This window comes from Oceanobacillus sojae (genome assembly GCF_900162665.1).
GTDB classification, from domain to species: domain Bacteria; phylum Bacillota; class Bacilli; order Bacillales; family Amphibacillaceae; genus Oceanobacillus; species Oceanobacillus sojae_A.
In genome coordinates this window covers 778,392-794,590 of the sequence record NZ_LT727813.1, presented here as the reverse complement: position 1 = coordinate 794,590, position 16,199 = coordinate 778,392, and the positions used below count along the sequence as shown (strand labels likewise).

At 38.1% G+C, this 16,199-nt stretch carries 14 protein-coding genes and 1 CRISPR repeat array; all 14 genes read left to right on the top strand.

What is annotated here, in order from left to right; all coding sequences use genetic code 11:
• The first annotated feature begins 4 nt into the window (after positions 1-4).
• The 14 genes from BN1068_RS21195 to BN1068_RS21135 all read left to right on the top strand — a co-directional run bounded on the left by BN1068_RS21195 (position 5) and on the right by BN1068_RS21135 (position 16,160).
• On the top strand, positions 5-988 hold the full coding sequence (locus BN1068_RS21195; protein WP_077604804.1) for an N-acetylglucosamine kinase: 984 nt from the start codon (positions 5-7) through the stop codon (positions 986-988).
• 3 nt (positions 989-991) lie between these two features.
• Positions 992-2,017 (top strand): serine hydrolase domain-containing protein, encoded by a 1,026-nt coding sequence (locus BN1068_RS21190; protein ID WP_077604803.1) that lies wholly within the window; start codon positions 992-994, stop codon positions 2,015-2,017.
• Between the two features lie 38 nt (positions 2,018-2,055).
• A complete protein-coding gene (gene murQ, locus BN1068_RS21185; RefSeq protein ID WP_254846846.1) occupies positions 2,056-2,943 on the top strand; it encodes an N-acetylmuramic acid 6-phosphate etherase in 888 nt (295 codons plus the stop codon).
• Between the two features lie 85 nt (positions 2,944-3,028).
• Positions 3,029-4,327, top strand: a complete 1,299-nt coding sequence (locus BN1068_RS21180) for an ABC transporter substrate-binding protein (RefSeq protein ID WP_077604801.1) — start codon at positions 3,029-3,031, stop codon at positions 4,325-4,327.
• A 153-nt stretch (positions 4,328-4,480) separates the two neighbouring features.
• Positions 4,481-5,776, top strand: a complete 1,296-nt coding sequence (locus BN1068_RS21175; protein ID WP_077604800.1) for an ABC transporter substrate-binding protein — start codon at positions 4,481-4,483, stop codon at positions 5,774-5,776.
• 292 nt (positions 5,777-6,068) lie between these two features.
• Positions 6,069-6,992, top strand: a complete 924-nt coding sequence (locus tag BN1068_RS21170) for a carbohydrate ABC transporter permease (protein ID WP_139344906.1) — start codon at positions 6,069-6,071, stop codon at positions 6,990-6,992.
• A 21-nt stretch (positions 6,993-7,013) separates the two neighbouring features.
• Positions 7,014-7,838 (top strand): carbohydrate ABC transporter permease, encoded by an 825-nt coding sequence (locus tag BN1068_RS21165; RefSeq protein WP_077604798.1) that lies wholly within the window; start codon positions 7,014-7,016, stop codon positions 7,836-7,838.
• On the top strand, positions 7,839-8,624 hold the full coding sequence (locus BN1068_RS21160) for an HAD family hydrolase (protein WP_077604797.1): 786 nt from the start codon (positions 7,839-7,841) through the stop codon (positions 8,622-8,624).
• Between the two features lie 379 nt (positions 8,625-9,003).
• The gene (locus BN1068_RS21155; protein WP_077604796.1) at positions 9,004-10,236 is read left to right on the top strand and encodes a helix-turn-helix domain-containing protein; all 1,233 of its coding nucleotides are present in this window, start codon (positions 9,004-9,006) and stop codon (positions 10,234-10,236) included.
• Entirely contained in the window at positions 10,233-10,358 is a 126-nt protein-coding gene (locus BN1068_RS24235) for a hypothetical protein (protein ID WP_260051776.1), read from the top strand. The genes BN1068_RS21155 and BN1068_RS24235 overlap by 4 nt, the downstream gene beginning before the upstream one ends.
• A gap of 249 nt (positions 10,359-10,607) precedes the next feature.
• Positions 10,608-10,967, top strand: a complete 360-nt coding sequence (locus BN1068_RS21150) for a hypothetical protein (protein WP_077604795.1) — start codon at positions 10,608-10,610, stop codon at positions 10,965-10,967.
• Between the two features lie 158 nt (positions 10,968-11,125).
• Positions 11,126-12,286 carry an FAD/NAD(P)-binding protein gene (locus BN1068_RS21145; RefSeq protein ID WP_077604794.1) on the top strand — a complete coding sequence of 387 codons (1,161 nt, stop codon included), beginning with the start codon at positions 11,126-11,128 and terminating at the stop codon, positions 12,284-12,286.
• Between the two features lie 118 nt (positions 12,287-12,404).
• Positions 12,405-13,491: direct repeats of the CRISPR family, unit length 32 nt; unit sequence ATTTCAATCCACGCACCCATATAAGATGCGAA.
• A gap of 639 nt (positions 13,492-14,130) precedes the next feature.
• The gene (locus BN1068_RS21140; RefSeq protein WP_077604793.1) at positions 14,131-14,799 is read left to right on the top strand and encodes a response regulator transcription factor; all 669 of its coding nucleotides are present in this window, start codon (positions 14,131-14,133) and stop codon (positions 14,797-14,799) included.
• A complete protein-coding gene (locus BN1068_RS21135) occupies positions 14,796-16,160 on the top strand; it encodes a sensor histidine kinase (RefSeq protein WP_077604792.1) in 1,365 nt (454 codons plus the stop codon). Before BN1068_RS21140 ends, BN1068_RS21135 begins: the two co-directional genes overlap by 4 nt.
• Positions 16,161-16,199 lie beyond the last annotated feature (39 nt).

Here is a 16,199-nt window from a genome sequence, read left to right as displayed (position 1 = left end):
AGAAATGTATATTTTAGGAATTGATGGCGGGGGTACAAAAACAAAAGCAAGCTTATTTCATAAAGGAGAGGGGGTCATTTGGGAAGGGGAGGAAGAAGCTGCAAATCCGCATAGCACCAGCTATGCGCATTCTGTGGGTGTAGTTAATCGAATGATAAACAAAGCATATGAATCTCCTTTTTTATCTGAAAATATCGAATTATCAATCGGGTTAGGGATTGCAGGATTGGGAAGAAAAGCAGACCAGACGAAATGGCTGGAATACTTTAAAGAATCTTCTCAGTATTTACATAAAATAAAAGAAATAATAGTTGAAAATGATGGGAAAATTGCCCTTTATTCAGAAACGCTTGGCAGGGATGGCATCGTATCTATTTGCGGAACAGGAGCGATCACCATCGGCGTTCATCAAGCAAAGACAATTCGTATTGGAGGATGGGGGCATTTGGTCGGCGGTGATCCAGGCAGTGGATATCATATAGGCTCTCAGGCTTTGGTAGCTGTATTTAATGAATTAGATGGGTTAGGGCCTGAAACAATGCTGACAAATCATATCTTGGAAGGAGAAGCTATTAACCGGATAGAAGAGCTGGTCCCTGTTATTTATCAGGATTTTGAAAAACAGCGGATAGCAGCATTCGCAAGCTATGTCTTTCAGGCAGCTGCTCAAAATGATGAGGTTGCTCTAAATATTATCAGGGAGACTGCCAGGCAGATAGCGGAACGCGGAGGGATTTTATTTCAAAAATTGTTCCAGACAGATGTAAAGGATATTCCATTTGTACTGGCTGGAGGAATTTTTCAAAATGATTTTATAGCCAAAGAAGTAACAGCTGAATTAGCTGCGATTTCATCAGTAAAGGTAATCAAAGCACAAAGGCATCCCGTTGTCGGAAGTATTGTGCTCGTTCTTAAACAGCAGGGTTATTCTGCAGAACAAATTGAAACAATGCTTACAAATACAAGTGACAGGCAGAAAAGAGGTTAGTAAATGAATGCTTATGAACAGTATTTGGAGGAATTGATAGCGAAAGATGAAATTCCTGGGGCAGTTTATCTTATTCAGCACGGGAAGCAGAGAAAGACATTAAGCAGTGCAGGCTCATTTTTAAACAATCAGGGGGAACGTATTCCAGTCACAGCAGATACTTATTTTGATTTAGCTTCCTTAACAAAAGTTATGTGTACACTGCCTGGTATTTTATTTTTATATGAACGAGGGGAATTGCATATAGATGATACGGTGAGTAAGTATCTTTCCGAATTTCCTCTGAAAGACATTACTATCCGTCATTTCCTGCAGCATATATCAGGCGTTTCTGCGGATTTAACCTTTAAAAACCGTTATCAACAAAGAGATGTATGGAAGGAAGTTCTGAATTGCAAAGCAGTTTATCCTCCTGGTACCCAAGTATTATACAGTGATATCGGTATGATTATACTGGGAAAATTAATAGAAACAATAACGAAGCAGAGACTGAATGTATTTGCAAAAAAGGAGTTATATCAGCCATGGAGCATGACAGATACGGACTTCCTTCCTGAACAGATTGAGAAAAATAAAATTGCAGCCACTGAGAAAGTTAATGAGAAATATGTGCATGGTGAGGTTCATGATGAAAAAGCATTTCATCTGGGAGGTGTCAGCGGTTCGGCAGGTTTATTTTCAACTGTTAAGGATGTGGCGGCCTATGCGAATTACTGGCTGTATCCGGAAACACAGTCGGTTTTAAAACCCGAGACAATGGCTTTAATCAAAGAAAATGTGATTCAAAATCGGGGTCTGGGCTTTGAGGTATTATGTGACAAATCGATTGGAGCAACCTGTGGTCCAGCCTGGTCTATTGGTTCTTTTGGCCATACCGGATTTACAGGAACAAGCCTGTGGATTGATCCGAAAGAAGAAATTATTACCGTCTTGCTGACCAATATGGTTCATTATGGGAGGGAGCATCGATTACCTGAAATCAGAAGAAAGTTTCACACGCTGATTTATGAAACATTAATCAGCCGGTAAGCGTCCAGGATTTTTTAGAAGAGAAGGGATGTATGTGTATGCAGACAGAGATGAGAAATAAAGAATCGAACCATTTACATGAAAAGACAACTTATGAAATTTTACAGTTGATGAACAAACAGGATAAAACAGTTCCTGATGTTGTAGAGAAAGCTTTGCCACAAATAGAGAAGGCTGTAGAAGCTATGGTAGCAGCAATTGAGAAAAAGCATAAAGTCATTTATTTAGGGTCAGGGACAAGCGGCAGGCTGGGTGTTTTGGATGCCTCTGAATGCCCGCCGACTTTTGGTGTAACGCCTGATGTTATTCAAGGTATTATCGCTGGCGGGGATAAAGCACTGCGTACTGCTATCGAAAATGCAGAAGATAATGACCAGCTTGGGGAGCAGGATGTGAAGGAAGCTGCCAAGCAAGGAGATGTAATCGTAGGAATTGCTTCAAGCGGTCAGACACCTTATGTGCTGGGAGCGGTGAAGAAGGCAAAAGCATTAGGATTAACAACAATCGGAATTTCCTGTAACGAGAATACAAGATTATCAGAGGAAGTGGATATTGCCATTGAGCTTCCTGTAGGTCCGGAAATATTAACCGGATCAACAAGGTTAAAGGCAGGAACAGCTCAAAAACTGGTGTTGAATATGCTGTCTACAGTAACCATGGTGCGGACGGGGAAAGTATATGAAAATCTGATGATTAATTTACAAGCCAAAAACAAGAAACTGCGAAATAGAGCTATATCTATTATTAAAGAATTGACTCAGGCAAGCGATAAAGAGGCCGGCCGGGTCTATGACAAAGCTGGTGGAGATACGAAAGCAGCTATACTGATGCTGATGTTTGATGTTGATGCAAGCATTGCTCAAGAAAGATTGAGGAAGCATCAGGGAAACTTTGTTAAAGCGTTGGGTGAATGGAATAAAGAATAAACATATATAGGAGGTGAGCATATTACTGCTCTGAATAATTTAGGAATCATACCAATCTTAATACTTTAAATAGGAGGTTTTAGTAATGAAGAAGAGTCTATTGTTTGGAATGGTCTTAATTATATGCAGTGGAATGCTTGCTGCATGTGGTGGTAATGGAGACAGTTCCGGCAGCTCAAATGAAGATGCCGTAGAGCTGGAAATGTACAGCTGGAGAACAGAGGACAGGGCGGCATATGAGGAGATAATTGCAGCTTTTGAAGAAGAGAATCCTGATATTAAAATTAAGTTCAATCCATTTGATTCTACGGAATATAATACGATTTTAACCAATGCACTGGTGTCGGGAACAGGACCGGATATTGTGCAGCTGAGACCTTATTCAGGAGCCCAGACGATTGCCGACAATGGATATTTAGTGGCTTTAGATGATATAGAAGGCATTGAAAACTTCGACGATTCTTATTTAGAAGCAGCACAGGGAAGTGACGGAAGTACCTATGGAATACCATTGTCATTAAACGTGGGTGTTATTTTTTATAACCAGAATATTTTTGAAGAGTATGGATTAGCAGTTCCGGAGACATGGGAGGAGTTTGTAAGCGTTAGTGAGGAATTATTGGCTAATGATATTATTCCTGTAGCTCAAGGTGGAAGAGACGCGTATCTATTATCGATGCTTCACGGTGTTATCGCGCCGACAGCATATGGTGGTAACGAATTTGTTGATGAATTAACAGAAGGGAACACAGACTTAACGGATGAACGTATGGTAGCGTCTCTAGATCGAATGGAAGAAATTGCAGCGTTTTTGCCAGATGATTTCGTTGCTTTAGACGATAATGATGCACAAGCTTTATTCTATGCAGAAGAAGCAGCAATGTATATTAATGGAGATTATCGATTAGAAACCTTTGAAAATAATATTCCGGATACTCCAATTGGTGTTATTCCCGGATTCAAGGAGGAAGACGGAGAAGAACCGCTGGCGATGGACTGGGTGGACAGCTCTTACGGAGTCGTTGAAGGAACAGAGCATGAGGAGGAAGCTCTGAAATTCATGGAATTTATGGCATCACAGGAGTTCGGACAAACGTTCAGTGATAGCTTGAACCGTGTAAGTGCTGTAGATGGGGTAACAGCTACACACGAAATTGTTCAGCAGGTGACAGAGGCTTCTGAAGCAAATTCCACACCTTACCTTATGCTTGTGCATTATGGAGAAGGCTCGCCGACATCAAAAACAATTTTTGAAGATGGGCTGCAAGGAATGTATCTGGGAGAAATTACGAAAGAAGACTTACTTGAACAAACACAGGAAAATGCAGAAAGAGCTGCTGAAGAAGGCGTGGAAGAGTTAGAGATGATTGAAGAAGATGAGTAAAAGGGAAAGGATGTTTTTAATTTTCCACCACAGTTAATAAAAAAATTAGTTCTCAAATGTTTTGGCAGCGCTTCCTCAAAAGGCATTCTGTAGCGGTTATTCATCTCATAAAAAAGTCGCGCTGTAATAAAAGCACAGAGGAGGTTTTCAGTAATGAAGGAAAAGCTATTGCTTGGAATATTCTTCATCTTGTTCAGCGGGATAGCTGCTGGATGTGGAAATGGGGGAGGTTCCGGTAATTCAAGTGAAGATGCTGTAGAGCTGGAAATGTATAGCTGGAGAACAGAGGACAGATCTGCATATGAGGAGATAATCGCTGCTTTTGAGGAAGAAAACCCAGATATTAAAATTAAATTTAATCCATTTGAGGCTACGGAATATAACACAATCTTAACCAATGCCTTAGTGTCAGGAACAGGACCGGACATTGTGCAGCTCAGACCTTATACAGGTGCCCGGACAATTGCGGATAATGGATATTTAGTGGCTTTAGATGATATAGAGGGTCTTGATAACTTTGATGAAACGTATTTAGAGGCTGCGCAGGGAAGTGATGGAAATACCTATGGAATACCTTTGTCTTTAAATATTGGTCTGATTTACTATAATATAGATATTTTTAATGAATATGGGCTGGAGCCTCCGGAAACATGGGATGATTTTATAGCGGTCAGCCAGGAATTAAAGAATAATGGCGTTACACCATTATCCGTGGGTGGAAGAGAAGCGTGGCTGTTGTCTATGCTGCACGGGGTTATAACGCCAACTGCATATGGAGGCAATGACTTTGTTGAGGATATAACAGAGGGTGAAGCTGATTTAACAGACCCCCGGATGATGGAGTCCTTAGATAGAATGGAAGAGCTTACAGAATATATAGCTGACGACTTTATGGCTTTAGATGATGCGGATTCAACAGCATTATTTTATACAGAAGAAGCAGCAATGTATGTAAATGGAGATTTTCAATTAGAAGTATTGGAAAATAGTAACCCTGACCTTTCCATAGGTGTCATTCCCGGGTTTAAGGAGGAAGGTTCAGATGATCCATTAGTTATGAACTGGGTGGATGGTTCCTATGGTGTTGTGGAAGGTACAGAGCATGAAGAAGAAGCCTTAAAGTTTATGGAATTTATGGCCAGCCCGGAGTTCGGCCAATTATTTACCGATAACTTAACCCGGGTTAGTGCTGTAGAGGGAGTAACTGCATCACATGATATTGTAAAACAAATTATGGAGGCTTCAGAGGCTAACTCGACTCCTTATCTTATGCTTGTTGAGTATGGGTTAGGATCTCCATCTACAAAGGGGATATTTGAAGACGGATTGCAGGGCATGTATTTAGGAGAAATCACAAAGGAAGAATTACTCGAACAATCACAGGAAAATGCAGAAAGAGCTGCAGAAGAGGGAGTGGAAGAGTTAGAGATGATTGAGGAAGATGAGTAACGTTAAAGAGGATGTTCAAAAAGTCCAATAAAGATGACACGGCGATAAGAGGATCTTCTACTAAGAGCGCCCACGTCGTGTGGGCAACGTAGAAGCCACCGCATCCTGCGGAAGTGCGTTGACTAACTTTTTCCGATACTCACGTATTATAAAGCATACGCTCCGTTCGGAAAAAGTTAGTCGCCTTAAACTTCTTGGCCCTATTTATCAGACCTTTTGAACACACACTTAAATAAAAATGAATACACAATCACCTTTGATTGTGTATTCACCTTTTGGGAGGGTGGACTCCATGGCTAAAAATAAGCGGAAAAATAGATATAAAAAGCATCTTGTTCATTTATTCATACTTCCTGCCGCACTGATTTATGGTGTTTTTCAGCTGTATCCATTAATCTCGGCTGCCTTAAACAGCTTTTATTCGTTTAATGGATTTGAGCGGGTGGATTTTATAGGATTTCAAAATTTTATAACGTTATTTACAGAGAAACCGTACAAGGATTTTTTCCTGAACGCATTCAGTCATAACTGGATTTATTTTTTCGTTACGGTAATTACCCAACTAATTATTTCACTTATATTAGCTTTAATTATACATAGTAAAATTAAAGGTAAAGAGTTTTTTAAAAGCATGTTCTTCTTGCCGAAATTACTGTCTGTTATCGTAATCGGTTTTTTATTCAGCTTAATCTTAAACCCGACCAGAGGTGCACTTAATACACTGCTAGAAGCAATCGGACTTGAAGCATTCACAAGACCCTGGCTGGGTGATATGAGTACCGCACTCTTAAGTGTTATATTTGTTGACAGCTGGGCATCCATTGGTTTTTCTATGCTGATATTTTTAGCTGGACTGCAGGCGATTGATAAGGAAATTTTCGAAGCGGCAAGAATTGATGGAGCGAATTCATTTACTGTTTTATTTAAAATTACTCTCCCTATGATTGGACCGGCACTGATGATCATGACTGTGCTCACATTTATAGGATCATTTGAAACATTTGAATATGTATTTGCTATGCAGGGATCTTCGGGAGGGCCATATTATTCAACGGATGTACTGACAACCTTCTTTTACCGTTTAGCTTTCGGAACAGTTGATGGAGGGCAGGCAATTGGACTCGGTTCAGCAGTTGCAGTCGTTCTATTTATTATTATCGGCATGGCGACAAGTCTCATTTTATTTGTCTTCAAGCGGAAAGACTTCGAAAGGTAAAACAGTGAAGGAGAAGAGAAGATGAAAACGAATCCGTTATTACAAACCATAAAGTACACCGTCTTAGCATTATTTACGTTTGTTTTTGGCTATCCCATTTTTTTAATGATTGTTTCTTCATTTAAAGAGAATGCTGAGATTTTTACAAATCCTTTAAGTTTGCCAACTTCCTTCAATTTAGATAACTATATAGAGGTCTGGGAAGTCGTTAATTTTTCCAATTATATTGTGAATAGTATTATTGTCAGTGCCTCCGCTGTATTTATTGTACTATTTGTATCGTCTCTGGCCGGCTACTATCTTTCACGATATAAATTTAAATGGAATCCATATTTGTTAGCATTTTTCATGATTGGGCTGATGCTCCCGATGAAGCTGGCTGTTATACCGCTTTATATGACGATGCTGAAATTAGGATTGGTAGATACGCTGTTCGCTTTAATTTTTATCTATGTTGCCGGCGGAATCCCATTCGCAGTATTTTTATTCTATGGGTTTTTCCGGACGGTACCAAGAGCCCTGGAGGATTCAGCAAGGTTAGATGGATGTAATGATTTTCAAGTGTATTACCGGATTGTACTGCCGATCATGAAGCCAGCTATTTCAATCGTGGGGATTGTAAACCTGATTAATGTCTGGAACGATTTTTTCTATCCGTTAATATTTATTCGGACTGATTCGTTATCCACTATTCCCTTAGGGATGTTAACATTATTCGGTGAGTATGATACACAGTGGAATCTGCTGTTTGCCGGCTTAACTTTATCGTCTTTACCGATGATTATTGCATTTTTATTCGCTTCCAGACAGTTTATGGATAGCCTGACGGAAGGAGCTGTGAAGTAAGTGGGAACAAAATGGATTACATTTGATCTTGATGAAACAATCATGCGAAATCCCTTTGGGAAATGGGTTTTTCCGGATGTTGTGAATATGTTAAAGAAAGAAACAGACACGGAAGAGGATATTCTAAATTTGATTGTCAGTGAGCACTTACAAAGGATGAGTGAAGAGCGGTTTTTAGAAGCATATGACTGGGATGATATTATAACTGACGTAACAGGGAATTTAGGAGCAGGTTCAGCTATAGATATCGAAAAGATGGTTATCAAGCATTCTGAGTCACCGAAGATTTATTTGCTGGAAGACAATATGCTGGATCATCTGGAACAAATCAAAAAAAAAGGCTTCGATCTTGCAGCTGCAACAAATGGTTACGCCAAGTATCAGCTCCCGGTATTGCAGAAATTAGGGCTTGATAAAATGTTTGATGAAATAATTACATCTGATTCGGCTGGATTTGCCAAGCCGAATCCAGCTGTATTGAAGAAACTGTCAGATGAAGGAGAAATTGTGGCGCATGTCGGTGATCGAATTGACCATGATGTAGTATTGGCAAATAAATTAGATACTACTTCTGTTTTTATTCATCGATCCCTGCCAACTGAAATTTTATCATTACCAATGAATAAAAGGACGGAGCATCCAAGCTTTATAAGATTATGTGAAGAAAAATGGCATAAAGAAAATAGATTAAGAGAGGCGCCCTTTAAGGAAAATGAATGTATTCCAAAGGTAGTGGTGCAATCTATTGAAGAACTGGCAGAGGGAATCGACTTTATTCTTAAATAATCATTTCTTAATAGAAAAATAAAAAAATGTTTGGTACAAAAATAAATCGTATAGATATAAGGTAGGAGAACACGTTAATGTGTTAAAGTATTTTATCATAGAATACGAATGAACTAAATAAGCTGCTATTGTCATAGAGCAGCTTATTTAATTTTGCTTTAAAAAATAGGAAAATAATGTAATAAACAAGGTAAAATTGCGAATTTGTGCTGAAAAATAAAAAATATTGTCGTTTCGAGTTAAATTTTATACTTTTCTGAATGTAATTTGTTATTATTGTTACATAGACAAATTTTAATTTTAAAAATAGACTTCAAATTATTATTAGAACTGTGTTACATTTAGAATAGGAGAAATTTCATACAGAGGAGAGAGGAAGTTGGATTTAGGACAAAAACTTAAATTTTTACGAAACAAACAAAAATCCAGGCAGCAAGAGATTGTTGAAGGTATTTGTTCTGTATCCTATTACAGCAAGATTGAAAACGGCAATGTCGTTCCTAATGAAGAAATCCTACAGCTGCTGGCCCGAAGATTTGGAATAAGCATCCAGGAGTTAGTTCAAACAGATGAAGCAATGAGTGATGAAGTCGTCCGAGAAGCGGAAGACATTTATAATTTAATTAAAGAAAATCAGACAGCCGCAGAAGAGGCCTGTCAATTATTTTTAGAAAAATACAAGAATTCACTGGATCCCGGCATGAAATTACTTATCAGTTTAGTGCAATTACGATTTGCTTTGAGATTTTCAACGCGGGCAGAAGCCGAAGAAAAATTCCAGGAAGTTGAAGCTTTACAGGAGTATGGCAATCTGAAAATCATGCCGTTATTTAATAGAGTTTGTGGCTTATACCATTATGTATCCGGCAATTATGACGCAGCGCTTGAGTTATATCTGGGGTTGGCAAATTCGCTGAATTATCCATATAAAGCAGATATTCATTATGAGCTGTCCCTGGTTTACAACAGGAAGGGAAATATATACAAATCGATTCAGCATTTAGAAACCGCTTTAAATAAATACTTACAGGAAATGAACTATAATCAATGTACAGTTTGTTATTTTTTATTAGGTATTAATTATCACAAAATGAATAATTATGATGAGGCAATTGACTATTATTACCGTATAGAAAAGGTTATAAAAGATGATACAAACCTGCTTCGGAAAGTTTACCATAATATGGGACTTGCTTTTGAAAAAAAGAAGGATGTTGAAAAAGCGATTGTTTACTATCAGAAAAGCCTCTCTGTCTCTACAGATGAGCAGCATAATCTGAAAACGATAGAGGCATTAGCAAGTATATACCTGAAAATAAAGAATGAGGAAAAAGCAACACATTATATTTCTAAAGGGGAAGTACTAGCTGATAAGCCTGATTTGGAGGAGCATGCGATTAAATTTCATGTACTTCGATTACAATTGGATGAAAAGGATGTTAAAGAATATTTGGAAACTGTTGCTATCCCATTTTTTGAAAAGAGAAACGATACAGATATTCTCTTTCGATATAACGTATTGCTATCTGATTATTATTCTCAAAATAAGCAGTATAAACAAGCTTATTTTAAGATAAAAAAAGCTCTAGATATGAGAGGAGGGATTGGATGAAGAAATTATTAATTGCTGTATTGGTAGTTTTCTCGCTTTTCAGCGTAACAATGACTGTAAGTGCGGGTGATCTTGAGTATCCTGATTCAACGCATAGTCTCAATCCTAATGATGACTTTTAAGGGTATTTGATTCTGTTGTTTATTGTAAATAATGAAAAAAGCTATCCTATGCTATGGAATTGTGACATATGATAGCTTTTTTTGTGTTGGGAAATAACTTAATTCGTTTTACAGTTGAATCCAATTTAAATATTTTTATACAATAATATCTTGTCTTTCTCGATATTTCGTGGTAAAGTAATATTATTTCCGTGATAAATCGTAATTATTACGTTTTAAAGCGAGTTGGCAGCTAGTGAGGTGTTTAAAATGGATAGTTACTTAGATAAAAAGCTTTTGGAAAAGGTGGTTAGCCGCTTTCTCTCAAAAGAGGAACGATTATTATATGGAAAAGTTATAAATATGGAAAATGTAATTTCTGAGAGGGCTTTGACACCTGAACATTTTGTTGATTTGCTTCGAGCTAAAATACCACACAAGCAAGTAGCTGTAGAATTTGGTTTATCCTTACCTGAGCTTTTAGAAGTATTAAAAAAGATTGAAGAGAAAATAGAGAACTGTATAGAAAAGATAAACCTAGAAACGCGTTGGCTCGACTGTACAAATGCTGTTTCAGGTACTTTTGAGACAAACGAAAAGAGGAAATATTTTTATACAGAAGGATTGTAAACGAAAAAGAGGCTGAAATGAAGGATGAAAAAGAAAAAATAGATATTTAGAAGCTGGCAGGATAATTTTTTAAGTATGTATACCGTACTAAAAAATTTTAATCATAAACCGTAATGATTACGTTTATGATGAGTGTGAAAAGGAAGAGAGGGATATGTATGTATAAATGGATAGTAATTGGTGGGGGAATTCAAGGAAGCTGCGTAGCTTCCCGTCTGCTTGCGGAGAAAAAAGCAGAGAAAAAAGATTTATTAATTATCGATTCTCATAAACAGCCGCTGGAAAGATGGAGGACAGTTACAGCCAAGATTGAAATGGAATATTTACGCTCCCCTTTAGTTCATCATTTACATACCGATCCCTACAGTTTAAAAAAATACTCTTCCATAAACAATTATGCCTCGGGCTTTAAAGGACGGTATCAGCGGCCGCGTTTAGACATGTTTAATCAGCACAGTCTGGATTTACTGGAAGAAACAGGTGTGATGAAATGTTGGCTGCAGGGAGAGGTAAATGGACTTAAATGGACAGAACAGGGGTGGAAAGTTGGTGTTAAGGATGGACGTTGTTTCTTAAGTGAGCGGGTAGTGCTTGCTATGGGTGTTAACCATACGCCGCATTATCCATCATGGGCTGAGAAGTATAGGGATAATAAAGCGCTGGGGCATGTATTTGAAATGGACAGCAGGCTCCCGGATACAGGAGATGTAATTGTTATTGGCGGCGGCATGACTGCAGCACATCTTGCTTATGCACTTACTCAAAAAGAATCCATCCATTCTGTTACCCTGGTAAAACGGCATCCGTTACGTATTCATCATTTTGACAGCGATCCAGGCTGGCTGGGACCTAAATATTTGAATAAGTACCATAAGCTTACCAGCTATAAAGAAAGACGGGAAACCATACAAAAAGCAAGGAACCATGGTTCTATAACCAGAGATTTATATTTAAAGCTGTTGAAGCAAGAAAGAACGGGCAGGCTGGATATTCATACAGGCTGTATCCAGGAAATAAAAGCAGCGGCTGATGGAGCAATGCAGCTTTTTATGGAAAATGATGAAAAGCTGGAAGGGAGCTCTATTATGCTGGCAACGGGGCCAGCAATTGCAATGCCAGGCAAGGAATGGTTAGATCCAGTAATAAAGCAAATGAAATTGCCTTGTGCGCCTTGTGGTTTTCCTATTGTTTCTAAATCTCTTGAATGGAAAAGTGGTCTTTTTGTAGCTGGTGCATTAGCTGAGCTGGAAATTGGACCGGTTTCGAGAAATATTGCTGGAGCGAGAAAGGCTGCAGAGCGGATTTTGCGTTATGGTTAGGGAGAAGGAATAAAAATTTTAAATCCATCCTCATTAATAGTTTATTGTATGAGGATGGATTTTTAATGGAATTATATTATCTTGGGCCGGGAGCTTTGGTGGTTGTTATATAGGATGTATTTCAATCCACGCACCCATATAGGATGCGAATATCTAAGCCAATCCCATAATCCTGCGTCATACGATTTCAATCCACGCACCCATATAAGATGCGAAACAAGCTAATTGACCATCTAAAACGCATCTTAAATATTTCAATCCACGCACCCATATAAGATGCGAACCGTACGCCGTTATCATCTCTTGTGCGATTCACAATTTCAATCCACGCACCCATATAAGATGCGAAAATATTTGCTTGTATAGCAACAGGATAGTCTGATATTTCAATCCACGCACCCATATAAGATGCGAAAATATTTGCTTGTATAGCAACAGGATAGTCTGATATTTCAATCCACGCACCCATATAAGATGCGAAACAAGCCAGACCCCGACCCTGAACCTGAACCTACAATTTCAATCCACGCACCCATATAAGATGCGAAGATGTTCCTAATATGGATGATTATTACAACAAAATTTCAATCCACGCACCCATATAAGATGCGAATTCATGATCATTCATATATTGACTGGTTCGTTCATATTTCAATCCACGCACCCATATAAGATGCGAATAGAACATTATCCTAAGCTGGCTCTTGTATTAGAATTTCAATCCACGCACCCATATAAGATGCGAATATGAATTGTTTTTCTTTCAATATTGAATTTGTCATTTCAATCCACGCACCCATATAAGATGCGAAATCACTCCCGCTGCCGCCTAATCTATTATCAAAATTTCAATCCACGCACCCATATAAGATGCGAATTAGCAAGTGTAGGAGTATTAGAGTTAACTAAAATTTCAATCCACGCACCCATATAAGATGCGAACTGGTGTAAATAAATCCTTAAAGTTGTCTTCCAATTTCAATCCACGCACCCATATAAGATGCGAATGTAAGATATACTTATAATTACTATGGAGATACAATTTCAATCCACGCACCCATATAAGATGCGAACTATCATCCCGGCAAGTCCGCCACCAATTTTAAGATTTCAATCCACGCACCCATATAAGATGCGAAACGTTACTAGTGAAATGGACGGTAAAGCCATTGGATTTCAATCCACGCACCCATATAAGATGCGAAAGCGTACATAATAAGACTATATACAGCAAGCTTTTATAAACAATAAAGTGCTAACCTGAATCTAACCTCCCGCATTTTGATTCATTTTTATTTGAAACCTCATAAATCCCTTATAAACTAGCAGGTGCTAACCTCCCTAGTAATTCATGTTCGCTTTAGGTTAGCACCTGTAAAAAATAATTAGCTTGAAATATTTATTCATAAGAAATTCGTCTTTATTATGATAAGTTTTACATAACAATAGAGGATAGTTCTACTTTACCATAAATACAAATGATAATCATAAACAATTACCTCTCTTACATACCTTGAACGACCTAACCAATTATATTTCCATTAACACATCTGTATAGCATAAGAAAGCATATTTAATGCTTGGAAAATAAGATATCACTATATATTTACTTACTATTTAAAGTAAGGCAGTTCTTCGCAGCGCAGGGATAGAAGAATTAAATCAAAGCAAGCTAAGTGTGTTATTTAAATTTTGTTTAAAAATAATGGATTTTCGTTCACTTCCTAATAACTCTTGTTATGATTATTAAACAGAGATTATAGAACTTTATAAAATTTATCCAGCAAATAAATGAAATAAAAGTAATAATACAAATAAAAATCAGAAGTCAATGAGGTGAAAAAATGGCACATATCCTATATATCGAAGACGAAGAAGAAATCGGACGATGGGTAACAGAAGATTTAACAGGAAGAGGGCATAATGTGACCTGGCTGACATCCGGAAACCAATTAGAACAATATTTAAACGATATTGATCTTGCCATTTTAGATATTATGCTGCCAGGACTTGATGGATTCTCAATCGGCAAGCGAATAAAAAAAGTGAATCAGGATACACCGATTGTGATGTTATCCGCTCGCTCCGCAGTGGAGGATAAGCTGGAGGGGCTGAGCTTTGCGGATGATTATGTTACAAAACCATTCCATCCTGATGAATTGGCAGCACGTGTGGATGCCTTGCTTCGCCGTTTTCAAAAGGGAGAAGACAGCATGGAAATTGGGCATCTTCAAATAGATACGAAATCGTCGGTTATTATCAATAAACATACTGGAGGAGAAATTTTACTGACTGGGAAGCAGTATCAACTGTTTCAATACTTCCTTCGTCATCTGAATCAGATTTTAACGAAGGAACAGCTTTATGAAGGTGTATGGGGAGAGCGTTTTATGGAAGGGGATAAAACATTGATGGTGCATATCCGCTATTTGCGTGAGAAAATTGAAGAAAATCCAGCGAAACCGACTATTATTGAAACCATTCGCGGGATTGGTTATCGGGTGAAGCAATGAAGCGATTTTTCCACTCTTTATTAGCGAAATATGTATTGATTATTATTATTGCCCTATTTATACTGTACGCAGCTTACCTCGCTATCATCATTATCTTTTTTAATCTGATGGGAGACAGGGATTCATCAGGGGGACAGGAGGGGTATGAAGAAATAGAAGAAAACTGGCATCAGGAAGCCAGTCAAATAACATCTAAAAATGATATTAACCCTTTGTTTGAAGAGTGGCAGGAAGTGTACCCGAATGCTTCTATGTTTTGGGTGGATGGTGACGGAACTTTGAATCTGCAAAGCAATCTTCAGGAAAATTTACCGGATGAATGGGATGCAACATACACCGCCCAATTTTTAAAAAATCATTATGATGAAGATCCATTTACTGTCGTTGCTTTTGTAGGAGAACGCGAGGAAGAGGGGTTTATTGTTTTCCAGCTACCCCGGGATATGCTTAAGTCCGATGGGCAAAAACTGAATGATGAATATGGCTGGGCGATAATTATATTGACAATTGGTGTCGTGATTTTATTTATATTTCTTTCTTTATGGTTTTTCAGAGGAATCCGTAAGCGTTTGGTTCGTTTGGAGGAAGCTATGGAAATTCGGGATACGGATGGACTGCCGATTCTTATTGAAGAGAAGAAACAGGATGAAATTGGGGACTTAGAGAAGTCCTTTAACCGAATGGTACAGGAATTAAGAGAAAGTAGAGAGCGTGAACAAGAGGAAGAGCAGCTGCGTAAAGAGCTGATTGCCAATTTATCGCATGATCTACGTACACCACTAACCAAAATAAACGCACAGGCCTACACATTGCAGAAAATGGATTTACCAACAGAAGCAAAGCGTTCTCTTAAGCTGACGTCAGCATCTATTGAAGATGTGGATAAATTAATTGAAAATCTAATGTCTTATACGCTGCTGATGGCGAGTAAATATAAGAAGGATTTAAAAGAAATAGATATGGCACGATTTCTTCGTCAATATCTGGCAGCCTGGTATCCAGTTTTTGAAAAGGAAATATTTGAAGTTGATATTGACATAGAAGCATTTGAACAGAATAAATGGAAAATTGATCCATTATGGTTTAGCCGGATTTTAGATAATCTTCTGCAAAATGTTCTTCGTCATGCAGCAGATGGAAAATATATTGCCGTGGGGACAGAATCAACAGAGCAGCATGATGCTATAGTGGTGACAGATAAAGGAAAGGGCATGAAGGTGGATACAGAACAAAAAGGAGCAGGAATCGGTCTTTCTATTGTTGATATGATGGTAAAGGGAATGCGTCTGGATTGGGATATGGATTCGACTGAAAAAGGAACCACGATAAAGATTATCAGGATGAAAAGAGTGGAAGGTTAATCTCTCTGCTCTAAATGAAGAAACTTTAAGCAGGGAGGA